The organism is Pseudoroseomonas ludipueritiae (assembly GCF_014490445.1).
In the GTDB taxonomy this organism is placed as follows: Bacteria; Pseudomonadota; Alphaproteobacteria; order Acetobacterales; family Acetobacteraceae; genus Pseudoroseomonas; species Pseudoroseomonas ludipueritiae.
In genome coordinates, this window is record NZ_JACTUZ010000083.1 from 1 (window position 1) to 18,504 (window position 18,504).

Genomic DNA, 18,504 nt, shown 5'->3' on the forward strand with positions numbered 1-18,504 from the left:
GGTTGTACTGCGGCGAGCCCGAGCGGTCGGCATGGCCGGCCACTTCGATGCGGGTCGTCTGCGTACGGCCGGCGTTCTGGGCGGCTTCGGCGATGATCTGGCGGGCGCGGTCCGTCAGGTCGGCGCGGTCGAAGTCGAAGAACACCAGGTAGGTGCGGGCCGGGGCCGGAGCGGCGGCCGGAGCGACCGGGGCCACCGGAGCCGGAGCGACCGGGCGCGGCGCGTTGAAGGCGTAGCGCAGGCCGATGAAGGCCGAGTGGTTGTAGTTCTCGGTCTCGAACTTCTGGGCAATCACCGGACCGTTCTGGTCGCGGGAAGCGCCGGACACCTTCGGGTCCAGGGTGCCGAAGAAGCGGTATTCGGCAGTGACCGCCAGGCCGGGAACGGCGGCGATCGGGAAGGCCACACCGGCGATGCCCTGGAAGGCGAAGTTGCCGTCCGTGTCGTCGATGTTGAAGGAACGGCCGTTGCCGCCGTTGGCGGTGTAGAAGCGGCTGCCGACGTTGTCGTAGTCGGTCCAGGCGTAACCGACGCCACCACCGATATACGGGGTCACGGGCACGGGCAGGGCCAGCGGCAGGTCGAACAGGACGTTGGCCATCGCGCCATAGGTGCGGACGGTGCCGCTGATGCCGGGAAGGCGGCCACCGATGCCGGCCTTCATGGTATCCACGTCGCCCTGGCGATAGTTGCCTTCGATTTCAGCGCGCAGGCCGTTGCCGAAGCCGTAGCCGACGCTGATGACGCCGCCGAAGCCCTCATCGAACTCGATGCTGCCTTCGCGCTGGGCGCCGGACACGCCGGCGGCGAAGCCGCGGTCCGTCGTGATGTCGGCGTTCATGCTCTGGTTGAAGCCAGCGCCAGCGCCGACATAAACGCCGGTGATGGGCTGGGCCTGCGCGGCGAGCGGCAGAGCCAGCACCGTGGCAGCCAGAAGCGCCTTCTTGAAGTTCATCGTGTTTTCTCCTCGATCCACCAGAGGCGTTCGCAGCGCGCAGCCTTCCGAATGGAACCGGCGCGGCGTGGATGAAGAGTTAGCATCCATTCTAAAGCGCCGCAGTATGCCCCGCACCGTTTCCCGAAGGCTGTGGCGGGAAAGCCACAGGTAGTGTGGGGCATTTTGGTCACAGCTTCGCGAGAGGCTCCGCTTCCGCTTCCGCCGTGAGCGTTCCCAGGGGGAAGAGGCGGTTGGCATGGCCCATCTTGCGCCCGGCACGGGCCGCTGCCTTGCCATAGAGGTGCACGGAAACATCACCTTCGGCCTGCAGGCGGGGCAGCAGCTCCATGCCCTCCGGCCCTACCAGGTTGCGCATCACGGCATCCGAGTGTCGCGTCACGGCACCCAGCGGCAGGCCAACCACGGCGCGGATGTGCTGGTGGAACTGGCTGAACTGGCAGGCGTCCTGCGTCCAATGCCCGGAATTGTGTGGGCGCGGGGCGATCTCGTTGCCCAGCAGGCTGCCGTCCGGCAGCAGAAAGAACTCCACCGCCAGCACGCCCACCAGCTCCAGCGCCGCCGCCACGCTGGCGGCATGGGCGCGGGCGGCCTCGGCCACCGGCGCCGGCACCCGGGCGGGAGCGAAGGAGAGGTCGAGGATATGGTGGCGGTGCTGGTTCTCCACCGCGTCATAGACCGCCGTGGCGCCATCCACGCTCCGCGCGGCGATGGCGGAAAGCTCCTGCGTGAAGGGAACGAAAGCTTCCAGGATCAGCGGCTTGGGGGAAAGGCGCTCCCAGGCCGGGGCGAGGTCCTCGGGGCCGCGGAGCACTGCCTGGCCGCGGCCATCATAGCCCAGGCGGGTGGTCTTCAGCACCGCCGGAAGGCCGATGCGGGCCACGGCTTCCCGCAGCTCCGCCTCGCTGGTCACGGCTGCCCAGGGCGCGACGGGCACACCGGCCGACTCGAAGAAAGCCTTCTCCTGCAGCCGGTCCTGGCAGACCGCCAGGGCCTTGGGGCCGGGGCGGCAGGGCACCAGGGGGGAGAGCACCTCCAGCGTGCGGGCCGGAACATTCTCGAATTCGAAGGTCACCACATCCACGGCGGCGGCGAAGGCGCGCAGCGCGGCCTCGTCCTCGTAGGCCGCGACGGTGCGGGCGGCGGAGACCAGCATGCCCGGCTCGTTATCCGTGGGGGCGTAGATGTGGCAGCGGTAGCCCAGCTCGGCCGCCGCCAGCGCCGACATCCGGCCGAGCTGGCCGCCGCCCAGGATGCCGATGGTGCTGTTGGGGGGGAGCGGCGTGCTCATTGCGGCGTCTCCGCCACCGACCCGGTCTGCTCGTCGCGGAAGCGCTCCAGCCGGAGGGCCAGGGCGGCATCGGTGGTGGCCAGCATGGCGGCGGCCAGCAGCGCCGCATTGATGGCGCCGGCGCGGCCGATGGCCAGCGTGCCCACCGGCACGCCCGCCGGCATCTGAACAATGGAGAGCAGGCTGTCCATGCCCTTCAGCGCATGGCTTTCCACCGGCACGCCCAGCACCGGCAGGCGCGTCAGGGCGGCGACCATGCCCGGCAGATGCGCGGCGCCGCCGGCACCGGCGATGATGGCGCGCAGGCCCCGCCCGGCGGCGGCCTGCGCGTAGTCATACATGCGCTGCGGCGTGCGGTGGGCGGAAACCACCTTGCATTCATGCGGGACGCCCAGCTTGGCCAGGGTCTCCGAGGCATGGCGCATGGTCTCCCAGTCGGAGCGGCTGCCCATGATGATGCCGACCAGCGGCGCGGAATCGGTGTTGGGGCTGTCGGTCACGCGGCATCCTGCAGCAAGGGGTGCGCGGCGGCCCGCGCCTGGGCGGCGGCTGTGCCGCGCCGAGCCCGGATTGTCCAGCGGGAATAAGCCCCGGCACGGCTGCGCCGCGCCGGAGTCGGGCCCTCAGGCGATAATATCGGGGACGAGGCGGCTCTCCAGCCAGGCGATCTCGTCCTTCAATTTCAATTTACGCTTCTTCAGCCGTTGCAGCTGAAGCAGGTCCACGGGGCCATCTTCCAGCCGCGCAACCACGGTATCCAGGTCGCGATGCTCGCTGCGAAGCTCGTGCAGACGGCGGAGAAGGCTGTCTCGGTCGGCCAGCATCAGGCGTCATTACTCGGCGGTTAGGAGTCGCATCGGAGGAAGGAAACGCCATATCATGCTGGCGCGCGGTCGCACAGCGGACTGTCGCCGGCGGGGGTGATTCCCCGCGCGGGGCAGGGTTGCGGCGCCGCCGCGTCTCCCAGGGGCCTCCGGTTCCCACGGCTGCCAGAAAGGCAGCGGGGAGGGATGCCCAGGGGAGTGGCATCACCAGCGTGGAGGATAAAGCGTGAGCATGACGCACCAGCCCCGCCTCAACAGCCTGCAGGAACGCCATGCGAGCCTGGACCGGCAGCTCGCCCAGGAAGGGCAGCGCCCGGCCCCGGACGCCGGGACGATCACGCGTCTTAAACGTGAGAAACTGCGCCTGAAGGAGGAGATGGAGCGGCTGCGCGCCGCACGCTGAGGGGACGAGCAGCATCCTCACGCCCCGCGGCGCCCTGGGCGCCGCGGGGTTTTTTCATGTCCCGCGCAGCACTGGCTTTAGAAGGAGGCTTCCTCGCCTTCCTCCGGCGCGGGCGGCGGCGGCGCGGCCGGGTTGCCGCCGGCGGCGATCACGGCGGCGTTCAGGTCGGACTGGGAGCAAAGGCCCAGGATCACCGGGTCGCGCGGCTTGATATTGGCGCTGTTCCAGTGGGTGCGGTCCCGCACCTTGGCGATGGTGTCCTTGGTGGTGCCCAGCAGCTTGGAGATCTGTGCTTCCGTCAGCTGCGGGAAGTTGCGCAGCAGGAAGGCGATGGCATCAGGGCGGTCGTTGCGCTTGGACACCGGGGTATAGCGGGCGCCCTTGCCCCGGCCCTTGGGCTGCGGCACGGCGGAAGGCAGCAGGCGCAGCCGGGCGTTCTTGTCCGCCTCGCAGCGCTGGATCTCTTCCCGGGTCAGCTGGCTGTTCTGCACCGGGTCGTAGCCCACGATGCCCTGTGCCACCTCACCATCCGCGATCGCCTGCACCTCCAGCGGGTGCATGCCGACGAAATCGGCGATCTGTTCGAAGGACAGGGATGTCTTCTCGATGAGCCACACGGCGGTGGCCTTCGGCATCAGCGGCAGGGTCATCGGAAACCTTATCGGGTCGGGGTGGGCGGGTGCGCGAACCGCCCCCGAAGCACATTACGTTGGACCTGCATATAGAGAGCGCGGGAGGGAGGGTCAAAGGTTCGGCAGCGCCGGGGCGGCTGGCGCGTTCATGAGGGGGCGCCATATCGTTCCATCGGAAGGCAGCAGGAGAGGCAGAGCATGATCACGCGCAAGGTCGCCACGGTCTTCGGCGGGGCCGGCTTCATTGGACGGCAGGTGGTGCAGCGGCTGGCGCGGCTGGACTATGTGGTGCGCGTGGTTGGCCGCAATCCGGAGGCGATGCGGCCGCTGATGACGGCTGGCATGGTGGGCCAGGTGGTGCCCCTGGCCGCCGACCTGCGGCAGGACGCCGCCCTGGCCCGCGCGGTGGCCGAGGCCGATTGGGTGGTCAACCTCGTAGGCATCCTGGCCGAGGGAAAGCGCGGCGATTTCGGGCGCCTGCACGGGGAGCTGCCGGGGCGGATCGGCCAGGTGGCGGCCATGGCCCGGGTGGGGCGGCTGGTGCATGTCTCGGCCATCGGCGCCGATCCGGCAGGCCCCAGCGAATATGCCCGCAGCAAGGCGGCGGGGGAGGCTGCTCTGCGGGCGGCCTTTCCGCGCGCCACCGTTCTGCGCCCCTCCATTGTCTTCGGACCGGATGACAGCTTCTTCAACCGCTTCGCCGACATGGCGCGGCTGATGCCGGTGCTGCCGGTGATCCGGGGCGGCACGAAGTTCCAGCCGGTTTATGTGGGCGACGTGGCGGATGCCGTGCTGGCCGCCCTGACGCGCGACGACACCGAAGGCCGCACCTACGAGCTGGGCGGCCCGCGTGTGGCGAGCTTCCGGGAGCTGATGGCTCTGGTGCTGGACGCCACCGGGCGGCGCAAGCGGCTGGTGGAGGTGCCGGAAGGGCTGGCACGCCTGCTGTCGCGGCTGCCCGGCGGGCCGCTGACCGCGGATCAGCTGGCGCAACTGGGGCGCGACAATGTGGCCTCTCCCGGAGCGGAGGGGCTGGAGGCGCTCGGCATCACGCCCAAGACGATGGAATCGGTAGTGCCTGGTTACCTCGCGCGCTTCCGGCCGGGCGGCCGGCACCAGGGCCCTGATCTTAAGACCGCTTCGGACATTTATAAACGAATCCGGTAGAGGGCTTGGTAGGCCATTACGCGTCGCAGAATTTTTTATGACAGCATTGCTGTCTTAATGGTCGAAATGTGCTGGCGGTAGGGGTTCCGGCGTGCTTATGCTGCTCGCAGGACGGTGATTGACCCCGCCCGCCGGTGCCTGCGCGGCCTGCCAGCCAAGCTCCCCGGCCCCTGATTGAACAACCCGCCTGTTTTTCCTTCCTGATTCGGGGAGCCCTTCGCCATGGCCGAACGCATGCTGCAATTCGTGCGCCTGTCCCAACAGACGCCGGACAAGCGCGACGCGGCCGAGCGACGCACGGATTTCGGCGAGATCTACCATCGCTTCACGGCTGAGCGCGCCAGCGAGCAGGCCAGCCGCTGCTCCCAGTGCGGCGTGCCCTTCTGCTCCGTGCATTGTCCGCTGAACCAGAACATCCCGGACTGGCTGAAGCTGACCGCCGAGGGCCGCCTGGAAGAGGCGCATGAGGTCAACGCGGCGACCAATACCTTCCCCGAGATCTGCGGCCGCGTCTGCCCGCAGGACCGGCTCTGCGAAGGCAATTGCGTCATCGAGAAGGGCTTCGAGAGCGTCACGATCGGCGCGGTGGAGCGCTACATCAACGACATCGCCTGGGAAAAGGGCTGGATCAAGCCGCCCACGCCGGCGCGGGAACTGCCGCATTCCGTCGGCATCATCGGTGCCGGCCCGGCCGGCCTCGCGGCGGCCGAGCGGCTGCGGCGGCGTGGCTGGCAGGTCACGGTCTATGACCGTTATGACCGCGTCGGCGGGCTGATGATCTACGGCATCCCGAACTTCAAGCTGGAGAAGGAGGTGGTGACCCGCCGCGCCGAGCAATTCGCCGCAGGTGGCATCAACTTCGTCCTCAACTGCCGCGTCGGCCAGGACATCACGCTGGAGGCGCTGCGCGCCAAGCATGACGCCGTGCTGATCGCCACCGGCGTCTACAAGGCCCGCGATATCGGCGGCGAGGGCGCGGAGCTTCAGGGCATCGTGCCGGCGCTGGATTACCTGACCGCCTCCAACCGCGAGGGCCTGGGCGACGAGGTGCCGGAATTCGCCAGCGGCGCGCTGAACGCGGCGGGCAAGCGCGTGGTGGTCATCGGCGGTGGCGATACCGCCATGGATTGCGTCCGCACCGCCATCCGCCAGGGTGCCGCCAGCGTCACCTGCCTCTACCGCCGCGACAAGGCGAACATGCCGGGCTCGATGCGCGAGGTGAAGAACGCCGAGGAGGAGGGCGTGCACTTCTCCTGGCTCTCCGCGCCCGATGGCTTTGTGGGCGAGAACGGCGCCGTGACCGGCGTGCGCGCGACCAAGATGCATCTGGGCCTGCCCGATGCCACCGGCCGGCAGCAGGTGGAGCCGATCGCCGGCAGCGAGTTCACCGAGCCCGCCGACCTGGTGATCAAGGCCCTGGGCTTCGACCCCGAGGATCTGCCCGCGATCTTCGATGCGCCGGAGCTGGCGGTCTCCCGCTGGGGCACGGTGCAGGTGGACCGCCGCAGCATGATGACCAAGCTGCCGGGCGTCTTTGCCGCCGGTGACATCGTGCGCGGCGCCTCCCTGGTGGTCTGGGGCATCCGCGACGGCCGCGACGCCGCCGACCAGATCGAGAAATACGTGCTGGCCAAAGCGGCGACGCCGGCCCTGGCGGCCGAGTGATGCGCGCGCTTCGCATCGCCCTGCTGGGCGCCTCGCTGCTCACCGCCGTGCCGGCCCTGGCGCAGCAGGCCGCGCCGACGCCCGCGCCGGGCGCCACGGCCGAAAGCCGTGCCGCCGCGCGGGAACTGCTGGTGGCGCTGGGTACCGCCAAGCAGGCCGAGCAGGCCATGAACATGGTCTCGAAGCAGATCGTGGCCGCGCTGGCGCAGGCCAGCGGCAAGCCCGTCGCCGAGGTGCAGCAGATCGTGGACGAGGTGCTGCTGCCCGAGTTCCGCGCCCGCCTGCCCGAGATGACCGATTTCACCGCCGAGCTCTGGGCCAGCCAGATGACGGCGGCGGAACTGCGCGAGCTGAAGGCCTTCTACGGGACGCCGCTTGGCCGGCGCCTGCAGGAGGTGACGCCGGCGGTGGCCGCCGGTGCCGCCACCTTTGGCATGAAATGGGGCCAGGATGTCGGCATGAGCGCGCTTGCCAAGCATCGCGACACGCTGCGCGCCCGTGGCCTGAAGATCTGATTTTTTCTCGTTCCCGCCTGCCCGAAGGGAAACGCGCCTTGACCGACATCACCGAAACCGGCGCCGCTTTCGCCGAGACCTTTTCCCGCAACGCCGCCCTGCTCAGCAGCGCCGCGCATGTGGACGTGACCGAGCATGATGCCTGCGGCGTCGGCCTGGTGGCCGCGCTGGACGGCAAGCCGCGCCGCGATGTGGTGGAGGCCGGCATCAATGCGCTGAAGGCGGTCTGGCACCGCGGCGCCGTGGATGCCGACGGCAAGACCGGCGACGGCGCCGGCATCCATATCGAGATCCCGCAGGATTTCTTCGCGGAAGTGGTGGAGCGCGGCGGCGACCGCCTGCGTCCGGGCCGCATCGCGGTGGGCATGGTCTTCATGCCCAAGACCGACCTGGGCGCGCAGGAACGCTGCCGCCAGATCGTCGAGACCGAGATCCTGAACGCCGGCTACAACATCTATGGCTGGCGGCAGGTGCCGATCGATGTCTCCTGCATCGGCGAGAAGGCCAATGCGACGCGGCCCGAGATCGAGCAGATCCTGATCTTCGACCCCGAGCAGCGCGATGCCGCGACCTGCGAGCGGGACATGTATGTGATCCGCCGCCGGATCGAGAAGCAGGCCATCATGGCCCAGGTGCCGGAGCTGTATCTCTGCAGCCTTTCCGGCCGCTCGGTCATCTACAAGGGCATGTTCCTGGCGGAGAACCTGACGGATTTCTACCCGGACCTGAAGGACGAGCGCTTCGTCAGCCGCTTCGCCATCTATCACCAGCGCTATTCCACCAATACCTTCCCGACCTGGCGCCTGGCCCAGCCCTTCCGGATGCTGGCGCATAACGGCGAGATCAACACCGTCCACGGCAACATCAACTGGATGAAGTCGCACGAGACGCGGCTCTCCCACCCGCTGCTTGATTCTTACATGGAGGACATCAAGCCGGTGGTGCAGGCGGGTGGTTCCGACACCGCCACGCTGGACAATGTCTTCGAGCTGCTGGTGCGCGCCGGCCGCGACGCACCCATGGCCAAGGCAATGCTGATCCCCGAGAGCATCGGCAGCAATGCCACCATGCCGCGGGAGCATCAGGACCTCTTCCTGTATTGCAACGCCGTGATGGAGCCCTGGGACGGCCCCGCCGCCATTGCCGCGACGGATGGCCGCTGGGCGGTGGCGGGCCTCGACCGCAACGGTCTGCGCCCGATGCGCTACACCATCACCGCCGACAAGCTGCTGATCGTCGGCAGCGAGACCGGCATGGTGAAGGTGCGTGAGGATGAGGTGCTGGCCAAGGGCCGCCTTGGCCCGGGGCAGAGCATCGCCGTCGATCTCGATACCCAGACCTTCTACAACGAGAACCAGGTCAAGGATCTGCTTGCCGCCCGCAAGCCTTTTGGCGACTGGGTGAAGCGCACCACCAAGATCGACGGCATTGTCCGCAACGACGTGGATGAAGCCCCGCTGCTGGAAGGCGATGCGCTGCGCCGCCGCCAGCTCGCCATGGGCTTCACGCTGGAGGATCTGGAAAGCATCCTGCACCCGATGGTGGAGGAAGCGCAGGAAGCCATCGGCTCCATGGGCGACGATACGCCCGTGGCGGTGCTCTCGCAGCACTACCGTGGCCTGCATCACTTCTTCCGCCAGATGTTCGCGCAGGTGACGAACCCGCCGATCGACAGCCTGCGCGAGACGCGGGTGATGACGATCAAGACGCGCCTCGGCAACCTGGGCAATATCCTCGACGAGGACCCCAGCCAGTGCGACATGCTGCAGCTGGAAAGCCCCTTCCTCTCCAATGCCGAATTCGCGGCGATGCGCGGCTATATGGGCGACACCGCCTGCACGGTGGATTGCACCTTCCCCGTCAGCGAAGGCGAGGCCGGGCTGCGCCGTGCGCTGGAACGTATCCGGCATGAGGCGGAGGAGGGCGTACGCTCCGGCTGCGCCCACGTCATCCTGACCGACGAGGCCTCGGGCCCCGAGCGCGCCGTGATCCCGATGATCCTGGCGGTGGGCGCGGTGCATACGCACCTCGTCAAGAACTCGCTCCGCACCTTCACCAGCCTGAACGTGCGGGCGGCGGAATGCATGGACGTGCATTACTTCGCCGTGCTGATCGGTGCTGGCGCCACCACGGTGAATGCCTATCTGGCGCAGGAAAGCATCGCGGACCGGCACCGCCGCGGGCTCTTTGGCGACATGTCGCTGAAGGACTGCGTGGCGCGCTACCGCAAGGCCATCGACAAGGGCCTGCTGAAGACCATGTCCAAGATGGGCATCTCGGTTCTTTCCTCCTATCGCGGCGGCATGAACTTCGAGGCCATCGGGCTCTCGCGCGCGCTGGTGGCGGAATTCTTCCCCGGCACGCAGTCCCGCATCTCCGGCATCGGCCTTTCGGGCATCGCGCGCCGCGTGCTGGCGATGCACCAGAAGGGCTGGGGCGCGGAAGCGGCGGTGCTGCCGGTGGGCGGGCTCTACAAGCTGCGCCGCCGGGGCGAGGCCCACGCCTTCGAGGCCAACCTGATCCACATGCTGCAGCATGCGGTGGAGACGGACAGTTACCAGACCTTCAAGCGCTACTCGGACCAGGTGCGGAAGCTGCCGCCGGTGGCGCTGCGCGACCTGCTGGACTTCCGCTTCGAGGGGCATCAGCCCATCGCGATCGAAGAAGTCGAGAGCATCACCGAGATCCGCAAGCGCCTGATCGCGCCCGGCATCTCGCTCGGCGCGCTGAGCCCCGAGGCGCATGAGACGCTGTCGATCGCCATGAACCGCATCGGCGCGCGTTCCGACAGCGGCGAGGGCGGCGAGGACCCGGAGCGTGCCAAGCCGCGCGCCAATGGCGACAATGCCAATTCCGCCATCAAGCAGATCGCCTCGGGCCGTTTCGGCGTCACCGCCGAATACCTGAACAACTGCCGCGAGATCGAGATCAAGGTGGCCCAGGGCGCCAAGCCCGGCGAGGGCGGGCAGTTGCCCGGCTTCAAGGTCACCGGCCTGATCGCCAAGCTGCGCCATGCGACGCCCGGCGTGATGCTGATCTCGCCCCCGCCGCACCACGACATCTATTCGATCGAGGATCTGGCGCAGCTCATCTACGACCTGAAGCAGATCAACCCGGATGCGACGGTCTGCGTGAAGCTGGTGGCGCGCTCCGGCATCGGCACCATCGCGGCGGGCGTGGCGAAGGCCAAGGCGGACGCCATCCTGGTGTCAGGTCATAACGGCGGCACGGGTGCCTCCCCGGTGTCCTCCATCAAGTACGCTGGCCTGCCCTGGGAGATGGGGCTTTCCGAATCCCATCAGGTGCTGCTGCTGAACCGGCTGCGCCACCGCATCAAGCTGCGTACCGATGGCGGCCTCAAGACCGGCCGCGACGTGGTGATGGCGGCCATGCTGGGCGCCGAGGAATTCGGCATCGGCACGGCCTCGCTGGTGGCCATGGGCTGCATCATGGTGCGGCAGTGCCACAGCAACACCTGCCCGGTCGGCGTCTGCTCGCAGGATGAGGATCTGCGCAAGAAGTTCACCGGCACGCCGGAGAAGGTCATCAACCTCTTCTCCTTCGTCGCCGAGGAAGTGCGCGAGATCCTGGCGCAGCTCGGCTTCCGCAAGCTGGAGGAGGTCATCGGCCGCACCGATCTGCTGAAGCAGGTCTCGCGCGGTTCCGAGGACCTGGACGACCTCGACCTCAACCCGCTGCTGGTGCAGGCGGATGCCGGGCCCTTCCCGCGCCATTGCACGCTGGAGGGCCGCAACGAGGTGCCGGAGACGCTGGACGCGGACATGATCCGCGACGCGGCTTCGCTCTTCGAGCGGGGCGAGAAGATGCAGCTTGCCTACAATATCCGGAACACGCACCGCGCCATCGGCACCAAGATCTCCAGCAAGATCACCCGCAAGTTCGGCATGAGCGGCCTGCAGCCGGGCCACCTGACGGTGCGGCTGCGCGGCTCCGCCGGCCAGTCCCTCGGCGCCTTCGCGGTGCGCGGGCTGAAGCTGGAGGTGCTGGGCGACGCCAATGACTATGTGGGCAAGGGCCTGTCGGGCGGCACCATCGTCATCCGCCCGGCGCCGTCCTCGCCGCTGGTCTGGAACGAGAATGCCATCATCGGCAATACCTGCCTTTATGGCGCGACCAGCGGCGAGCTTTTCGCCGCCGGCCAGGCGGGCGAGCGCTTCGCGGTGCGCAACTCCGGCGCCACCACGGTGGTGGAGGGCTGCGGCTCCAACGGCTGCGAATACATGACCGGCGGCGTGGCGGTGATCCTGGGCAGCGTGGGGGATAACTTCGGCGCCGGCTTCACCGGCGGCCAGGCCTTCATCTACGACCCCGAGGGCACCTTCGAGAAGCGCGTCAACCCGGACACGCTGCTGTGGCGCCGCCTCTCCTCCGCCCATTGGGAAGGGGCGCTGCAGGAACTGGTGGCGCGGCATGCCGCCGAGACCGGCTCCCGCCTCGCCGCGCGGCTGCTGAACGACTGGCGCGTGGAGCGTGAGCACTTCTGGCACGTGGTGCCGAAGGAATACGCCCGCTACCTGCCGCAGCCCATGGAGGAGGTGGTGCTGGCCGCGGAATAACCGCGGCGAGCAAAAGCGTAACAATCCTACTGAAAGCTCACGTTCGCGCGAGGCTTAGCTAGCGGAGGGGCGGTGTGCATGCGATAAGCGCCGCCCTTCCCGTCCTCTGGCATAATCCGCATGCGCATCCTCTACCACCTGCCCCTGTCTCCCTATGCCCGGAAGGTTCGCCTCGTGCTCAACGAGAAGCGCATCCCCTTCGAGCTTCGCGTGGAGCGGGTGTGGGAGCGGCGCGACGAGTTCATGGAGATGAACCCCGCCGGTACCGTCCCGGTGCTGACGGAGGAGAACGGGCTGGTTCTCGCCGATAGCTACGCCATCTGCGAGTACCTGGACGAAGCCTATCCCGAGCTGCCCCTGCTGGGCCGCACGCTGGGGGAACGGGCCGAGGTGCGGCGGCTGGTCTCCTGGTTCGATGGCAAGTTCGCGCGGGAAGTGACCGCGAACCTCTACTACGAGAAGCAGATGAAGCGCCTGATGGGCCGGGGCAACCCCGATGCCGCGGCGCTGCGCGCGGGCTATGCCAACCTGAAGCCGCACCTGGATTACCTAGGCTGGCTGGCCGAGACGCGGCTGTGGCTGGCCGGCAATTTCCTGTCGCTGGCGGACCTGACGGCGGCGGCGCATCTCTCCGCGCTGGATTACATCGGTGATGTCGACTGGTCGATGAACGACGCGGCCAAGGACTGGTACGCGCGGGTGAAATCCCGCCCCGGCTTCCGGCCGCTGCTGGCGGACCGCGTCAGCGGCGTGAACCCGCCGCCGCATTACGCCGACCTGGATTTCTGATCGCCGCGCGCAGTCGAAGGTTGGGGGAATGAATTCCCCCAGGCCCCCATCTTCTGTTTTCGAGTTCCAGGCCCCGCTTCTCGCTTCACCAACTTGAAGAAGAAAGAAGGGGTCCAGGGGAATTCATTCCCCTGGCCTTCAGCGGCGCCTTGGCCCCGCTTCGTTCAGCGCCAGGTTCTGCCGCGCCAGATCGGCCGCCGCGCTGTCCGGGGCGGCCTCCACAGTGCGTTGCCAGTCGCGGCGGGCACCGGCGGTGTCGCCCTTCAGCTGCTTCAGGATGCCGCGTTCCAGCAGGGCCTCGGGGTGGCCGGGGTCGCGGGCCAGGGCGGATTCCACGTCATCCATCGCGGCGGACTGCCGGTCCAGGTGGCGCAGGGCGGCGGCGCGGAAGACCAGGGTATCGGGCCGGCCGGGTTCCAGCTTCAGGGCGTGGTTGAGGTCCAGCAGAGCCTCCTCGTAGCGGCCGAGGCTGGCAGCGGCCAGCGCGCGGTCCACCAGCAGTGCGGGGTCCTCCGGCGACAGCGTCAGGGCCATGGTGCTGGCGCCATAGGCGCGGCCTGGCTGGTTGGCCATGGTCCAGGCCTGCACCGCCTGGGCATAGACCGCCGCGCGGGCGGCATTGCCGGCCTTGGATTCGGAGGCCAGACGCTCCAGCCGCATGGCGGCGCGCTCCGGCTCGCCCAGCGCCAACTGGGCCAGGGCGGTGCAGTGGCGGGCGCCTTCGCCGCCGCCATGCTGTTCCCAGGCTTCCGCCATGGCCAGGGCGTCTTCCGGCTCGGTGCGCAGCAGGGTCAGGCAGGTGTCGTATTCGGGGCTGTCGGTCAGGCGCGGCGGCTCGGGCGGCAGCGGCAGGCTGTTGCCGGGCGGCATCTCAGCCGGTGGAGCCGGGGCGGCCTGGGCCTCTGGCGGCGGGGCCGGGCGCGGCTCGGCGGCCTCGGTCAGGGTGGTGGAATGGAGCCAGAACACGGCGCCGGCACCAGTGACGGACAGCAGTGCGGCGGCGGACATGCCCAGCGCCATTCTGCGCCAGGGTGACCGAGCTTGCGGGGGGGCTCGCATGGGCCGCAGTCTAGCCGCGTGCCGCAATCGGCGCCACATGCACGGCATGACAGCACGTTTGCTCATCCTCGGAATTGGCTATGCGGGCCAGGCCATCGCGGCGGAGGCCCTGCGCGCGGGTCTTCAAGTTTCCGGCACCAGCCGCGACCCCGAGCGGGCGAGGGCGCCGGAAGGCGTGACCCTGCTGCGCTTCGCGGAGGCCGGGCCGGCCATTGCCGGGGCCACGCATCTGGTCGCCACCGCCGCGCCAGGGGAGGACGGGGACCCGGTGCTGGCTGCCCATGCCGGCGCGATCGCCGCTGCCGGGGGGCTGCGCTGGGTGGGGTATCTTTCCACCACGGGCGTTTATGGCGACCGGGGCGGCGACTGGGTGGATGAGCGGACGCCGCCCGCCCCGGTGCAGGAACGTTCCCGCCGCCGCCTCGCCGCTGAGCAGGCCTGGGCGGCGGCACTGGCGGGGCGCTGCGCGCTGGACCTGTTCCGCACCGCCGGCATCTATGGCCCCGGCCGCAGCGCGCTGGATGAGGTGCGGAGCGGCCGCGCCCGGCGGGTGCTGCGCCCCGGCCACAGCTTCAGCCGCATCCATGTGGAGGATATCGCGCGGGCGGTGGTGGCCGCCGCCCGCGGCCCGCATGGCATGGCGCCGCGCGTGCTGCACCTGGCCGATGACATGCCGGCCGAAAGCGCTGCCGTAACCGAGGAAGCCGCGCGCCTGCTGGGCGTCCCGTTGCCCCCGGCGGTGCCCTTCGAGGAAGCCTGGAAGGGCATGTCGCCAATGGGCCGTGGCTTCTGGGCGGAGAACCGCCGGGTGCGCTCGGCGGCCACCCAGGCGGCGCTCGGTTTAAGCTGGCGCTATCCCAGCTTCCGGCAGGGGCTGGCCGCCATCCTGCACGCCGAGCAGGCCGGTGAGGGTCTCCTCCAGCAATAGCAGGTCCTGCGGGCGGGAAAGGCGGTGGTCGCCGTCCTTGACCAGCAGGATGCGGACATCCTCGGCGCCGATATGTGCGGCGAGGTCGGTGGCGGTCTGCCAGGGCACCTCGGCATCCCGCATGCCTTGCAGCAGCCGCACGGGGCCGGCGAAGGGCAGGGGCTGGCCGAAGACCGACTGCGCCCGGCCATCCTCCAGCAGCTTGGCGGTGATGGGCACCGGGTCGCCATAGGGGTTGGGCTCGTGGAAGAAGCCGTCACGCGCCAGGGCGGCGCGGTTGGCCTCGGTCAGCGCCGGTTCCATCAGGCGGGAGGTGAAATCCGGTGCGGCGGCGATGCCGACCAGCGCCCGCACCCGCGCGCCCCATTGCCGCGCCAGCAGCAGCGCGATCCAGCCGCCCATGGAGGAACCGACCAGCACCAGCGGCCCCGGCGCCCGCTGCTCGATCACCAGCGCCGCATCCGCCGCCCAGGTGCCGATGCAGCCTTGTTCGAAGACGCCGCCGCTGATGCCATGGCCGGAATAATCCAGCCGCAGGAAGGCCTGGCCCCGCGCCGCGCAGATGTCGCGCAGCGCCAGGGCCTTGGTGCCCTCCATGTCCGAGCGGAAGCCGCCCAGGAAGACCACGGTGGGGCCGCGCCCGGGCAGCGATGCCCAGGCCAGTTCCACGCCGTCGCCCCGGTCCAGCCGGCCGGTTTCCTCCGCCATCATGCGCGCGGCAGTCCCCGCTGGCGCAGGTTGGCCATCAGCGCGCCGATGCCGAAGCGCCAGGGCGGGCAAAGGTCGGTGCGCTCCACCGTATTGCACAGGGCGCCGAGGCGCGGGCTGGCGATATGCACCACGTCGCCATACTTGTGGGTGAAGCCCATGCCCGGCTCGCCCCGGTCCTGCGCGGGCGAGAAGGGGGTGCCGAGGAACAGCGCCGCGCCATCCGGGTACTGGTGGTGCGGGCCGATCATCTGCGCCACGAGATCCGTCGGGTCGCGGCTGATGGCGCCGACCTTGCCGGATTCGGCGAGGCGGAAGCCATCCGTGCCCTCGATGGTCAGGGTGGTCTCGGCCTGCCGGATATCCTCCAGCGTGAAGCCTTCGTCGAAGAGGCGGATGGCGGGGCCGATGGCGCAGGCGGCGTTGTTGTCCTTGGCGCGGCCCAGCAGCAGGGCGGAGCGGCCTTCCACGTCGCGCAGGTTCACGTCATTGCCCAGCGCGGCGCCCAGGATGCGGCCCTGCGAATCCACCGCCAGCACCACCTCGGGCTCCGGGTTGTTCCAGGCGCTGTCGGGATGCACGCCGATCCTGGCGCCGGAACCAACGGAGGAGAGCGGCTGGCCCTTGGTGAAGACCTCCGCATCCGGGCCGATGCCCACTTCCAGGTACTGGCTCCACCAGCCACGCTCGACCAGGTTCTGCTTCAGCGCCATGGCTTCCGGGCTGCCGGGGCGCAGGCTGGTCAGGTCGTCGCCGATGATGCCGCGCACCTCGGCGCGTACCGCTTCCGCCTGGCTGGCATCGCCGCGGCAGCGTTCCTCGATCACCCGCTCCAGCATGGAGCGGACATAGGTGACGCCGCAGGCCTTCAGCGCCTGGAGGTCGAAGGGGGAGAGCAGGCGGCCATCGGTCAGCAGGGCCTCGGCATCCAGCGCCAGCTTCTCGCCGCGCGCGCGGATGGCGGCGGCGGGATGCGGGTCGTTCAGCCAGGCGCTGACGGTGCCGAAGGCGGGCGTCATGTCGAAAGCCTCGCCCTTGGCGAGGGCGATGGCCATCGGCCCATCCTCGCCCTGGATGCGAAGAGCGAAATGGCCTTCGCGCCAATCCTGCGGCCAAGCGGTTCCAAGCGGCATCTGCGGCGTTCCCCCTCGAATGATTTCCCTCCGTGGTAGCGCGATCCGGGCGCCACGGCCATCCGCCGCACGGTGCTGTCACGGCGCCGGGCTGACATTCCCGTGCCGGGGCGCTAATGCGGCGCCCATGCCAGACCAAAGCCCCGCCGTGCTGCAGGTGCTGCCCGCGCTCAACGCGGGCGGGGTGGAACGCGGCACCATCGAAATCGCCGAGGCGCTGGTGGAGGCCGGCTTCCGCCCCTTCGTCGCCTCCGCCGGCGGCCGCATGGTGGCGGAGCTGGAAGCGCGCGGCGGCCGGCACGTGACGCTGCCGCTGGACCAGAAGTCGCCCGCGGCGCTGCTGCGGCAGGCCGGCGCCCTGGCGGCGCTGGTGCGGGCGGAGCGGATCGGCATCGTGCATGCCCGCAGCCGCTTTCCCGCCTGGGCGGCGCTGATGGCGGCGCGGCGGACCGGCGCGCATTTCGTCACCACCTATCACGGCACCTACAACGAAGGCTTCCCCGGCAAGCGGCTCTACAACTCCGTCATGGCGCGGGGGGAGCGGGTGATCGCCATCAGCCAGTTCATCGCGACCCTGCTGCGCCAGCGGCATGGCACGGACCCGGCGCGCATCCGCGTCATCCCGCGCGGGGTGGATATGCGGCGCTTCGACCCCGCCGCCGTGGCGGATGCGCGGGTGGCGGCGCTGCGGGCGGCCTGGGGCGTGCCGGAAGGGCGGCCGGTGCTGCTGCTGCCGGGGCGCATCACGCGCTGGAAGGGGCAGGAGGTGCTGCTGCGCGCGCTGGCCATGCTGCCGGCGCCACGCCCCTTCGCGGTTCTGGTGGGCGACGAGGGGCGCGGCACCTTCGCCGCTGAGCTACGGCAGCAGGTGGCGGCGCTGGGACTGGGTGGCGATGTCGCCATGCCCGGCCATTGCGACGACCTGCCCGCCGCCTTCCGCCTCGCCGACCTGGCGCTGCATTGCTCCACCGATGCGGAGGCTTTCGGCCGCACCATCGTGGAAGCGCAGGCGATGGAATGCCCCGTCATCGCCTCCGACCTCGGCGCCCCGCGCGAGACGGTGCTGGAAGGCGAGACCGGCTGGCGCAGCCCGCCGGGCGATGCCGCTGCGCTGGCCGGTGCCATCAGCCGCGCCCTGGCGCTGCCGGCGGAGGAGCGCGCCCGCATTGGCGCCCAGGGCCGCGCGATGGTGCTGGAGCACTACACCACCGCCGCCATGCAGCGGGCCACCCTCTCGGTCTATCGGGAATTGCTGTGAGCGAGCGCATCCTCGTCATCAAGCTCGCGGCACTGGGCGATGTGGTGCAGGCCTTCGCGCCCTTCGCCGCCATCCGTGCGCATCATCCCGAGGCGCATATCACGCTGCTAACCACGGCGCCTTTCGCGCCGCTGCTGCGCCGCGCGCCCTGGTTCGACGAGATCTGGGACGATGGCCGTCCGGACTGGTCCGACCTGCGCGCCGTGGCGCGGCTGGCCTGGCGGCTGCGGCGGGCGGGCTTTGCGCGGGTCTATGATTTGCAAACCTCTTCCCGTTCCTCCCGCTACCGCTGGTTCACCGGGCGGGCGGTGTGGTCGGGGGTGGAAAGCCACGGGCGGGTCAACGCCAAGCGCGACGCGCTGCATACGCTGGAGCGGCAGCGCGAACAGCTCACCATCGCCGGCATCCGCGACTTCCCGCCGCCGGCACTGGATTGGCTGGACGATCCCCTGGCGGATTTCGCCCTGCCGCCGCGCTTCGTGCTGCTGGTGCCGGGGGCCTCGCCCGGGCGGCCGGGCAAGCGCTGGCCGGTGGCGCGCTTCGCCGAACTGGCGATGCGGCTGCAGGCGCCCCCCGTGGTGCTGGGCGGCCCCGCCGAGG

The 18,504-nt window shown here is 69.7% G+C and carries 17 protein-coding genes; 9 read left to right on the plus strand and 8 right to left on the minus strand.

Annotated elements, in window-relative coordinates; all coding sequences use genetic code 11:
* From IBL25_RS16480 to IBL25_RS16495, 4 genes are all read right to left on the minus strand, one after another.
* Positions 1-955, minus strand: a 955-nt coding sequence (locus tag IBL25_RS16480) for an outer membrane beta-barrel protein (protein WP_187779634.1), incomplete at its 3' end; no start/stop codon positions are given.
* Positions 956-1,124: 169 nt separating this feature from the next.
* A complete protein-coding gene (locus IBL25_RS16485) occupies positions 1,125-2,246 on the minus strand; it encodes a 5-(carboxyamino)imidazole ribonucleotide synthase (RefSeq protein WP_187779635.1) in 1,122 nt (373 codons plus the stop codon).
* A complete protein-coding gene (gene purE / locus IBL25_RS16490) occupies positions 2,243-2,698 on the minus strand; it encodes a 5-(carboxyamino)imidazole ribonucleotide mutase (protein ID WP_187779648.1) in 456 nt (151 codons plus the stop codon). Before purE ends, IBL25_RS16485 begins: the two co-directional genes overlap by 4 nt.
* A gap of 171 nt (positions 2,699-2,869) precedes the next feature.
* On the minus strand, positions 2,870-3,070 hold the full coding sequence (locus IBL25_RS16495; protein WP_120639461.1) for a YdcH family protein: 201 nt from the start codon (positions 3,068-3,070) through the stop codon (positions 2,870-2,872).
* Between the two features lie 232 nt (positions 3,071-3,302).
* Here IBL25_RS16495 and IBL25_RS16500 point away from each other — a divergent pair, with 232 nt between their 5' ends.
* On the plus strand, positions 3,303-3,473 hold the full coding sequence (locus tag IBL25_RS16500) for a YdcH family protein (RefSeq protein ID WP_187779649.1): 171 nt from the start codon (positions 3,303-3,305) through the stop codon (positions 3,471-3,473).
* Between the two features lie 77 nt (positions 3,474-3,550).
* Here IBL25_RS16500 and IBL25_RS16505 read toward each other — a convergent pair whose 3' ends face one another.
* Entirely contained in the window at positions 3,551-4,123 is a 573-nt protein-coding gene (locus IBL25_RS16505) for a DUF1013 domain-containing protein (protein WP_187779636.1), read from the minus strand.
* A gap of 180 nt (positions 4,124-4,303) precedes the next feature.
* On the opposite strand from IBL25_RS16505, the gene IBL25_RS16510 reads away from it, so the two are divergent.
* From IBL25_RS16510 to fzlA, 5 genes are all read left to right on the plus strand, one after another.
* A complete protein-coding gene (locus IBL25_RS16510) occupies positions 4,304-5,272 on the plus strand; it encodes a complex I NDUFA9 subunit family protein (protein WP_187779637.1) in 969 nt (322 codons plus the stop codon).
* 222 nt (positions 5,273-5,494) lie between these two features.
* The gene (locus IBL25_RS16515; protein ID WP_187779638.1) at positions 5,495-6,937 is read left to right on the plus strand and encodes an NAD(P)-dependent oxidoreductase; all 1,443 of its coding nucleotides are present in this window, start codon (positions 5,495-5,497) and stop codon (positions 6,935-6,937) included.
* Positions 6,937-7,452, plus strand: coding sequence for a DUF2059 domain-containing protein (locus IBL25_RS16520; protein ID WP_187779639.1), 516 nt, complete (start codon positions 6,937-6,939; stop codon positions 7,450-7,452). Before IBL25_RS16515 ends, IBL25_RS16520 begins: the two co-directional genes overlap by 1 nt.
* Before the next feature lie 98 nt (positions 7,453-7,550).
* Complete coding sequence (gene gltB / locus IBL25_RS16525) at positions 7,551-12,029, plus strand: glutamate synthase large subunit (RefSeq protein WP_238940487.1); 4,479 nt, start codon at positions 7,551-7,553, stop codon at positions 12,027-12,029.
* Positions 12,030-12,149: 120 nt separating this feature from the next.
* Positions 12,150-12,818, plus strand: a complete 669-nt coding sequence (gene fzlA, locus IBL25_RS16530; protein WP_187779641.1) for an FtsZ-binding protein FzlA — start codon at positions 12,150-12,152, stop codon at positions 12,816-12,818.
* A gap of 138 nt (positions 12,819-12,956) precedes the next feature.
* On the opposite strand, the gene IBL25_RS27340 is transcribed toward fzlA, so the two are convergent.
* Positions 12,957-13,826 carry a tetratricopeptide repeat protein gene (locus IBL25_RS27340; protein WP_275296011.1) on the minus strand — a complete coding sequence of 290 codons (870 nt, stop codon included), beginning with the start codon at positions 13,824-13,826 and terminating at the stop codon, positions 12,957-12,959.
* 97 nt (positions 13,827-13,923) lie between these two features.
* Here IBL25_RS27340 and IBL25_RS16540 point away from each other — a divergent pair, with 97 nt between their 5' ends.
* The gene (locus IBL25_RS16540; RefSeq protein WP_187779643.1) at positions 13,924-14,805 is read left to right on the plus strand and encodes a Rossmann-fold NAD(P)-binding domain-containing protein; all 882 of its coding nucleotides are present in this window, start codon (positions 13,924-13,926) and stop codon (positions 14,803-14,805) included.
* Here the strand turns inward: IBL25_RS16540 and IBL25_RS16545 are convergent.
* Both IBL25_RS16545 and IBL25_RS16550 read right to left on the minus strand, forming a co-directional pair.
* Positions 14,719-15,513 (minus strand): alpha/beta hydrolase, encoded by a 795-nt coding sequence (locus tag IBL25_RS16545; RefSeq protein ID WP_379656200.1) that lies wholly within the window; start codon positions 15,511-15,513, stop codon positions 14,719-14,721. The two genes, IBL25_RS16540 and IBL25_RS16545, sit on opposite strands and share 87 nt — an antisense overlap.
* Positions 15,513-16,568: a fumarylacetoacetate hydrolase family protein gene (locus tag IBL25_RS16550; RefSeq protein ID WP_456315870.1), complete on the minus strand. Its 1,056-nt coding sequence runs from the start codon at positions 16,566-16,568 to the stop codon at positions 15,513-15,515. Before IBL25_RS16550 ends, IBL25_RS16545 begins: the two co-directional genes overlap by 1 nt.
* A 205-nt stretch (positions 16,569-16,773) precedes the next feature.
* Between IBL25_RS16550 and IBL25_RS16555 the strand changes: the two genes are divergently transcribed.
* Both IBL25_RS16555 and IBL25_RS16560 read left to right on the plus strand, forming a co-directional pair.
* Positions 16,774-17,904 (plus strand): glycosyltransferase family 4 protein, encoded by a 1,131-nt coding sequence (locus IBL25_RS16555; protein ID WP_187779646.1) that lies wholly within the window; start codon positions 16,774-16,776, stop codon positions 17,902-17,904.
* Positions 17,901-18,504 (plus strand): glycosyltransferase family 9 protein (locus tag IBL25_RS16560; protein ID WP_187779647.1); only part of this gene is annotated, 604 nt, incomplete at its 3' end. The genes IBL25_RS16555 and IBL25_RS16560, both read left to right, overlap by 4 nt.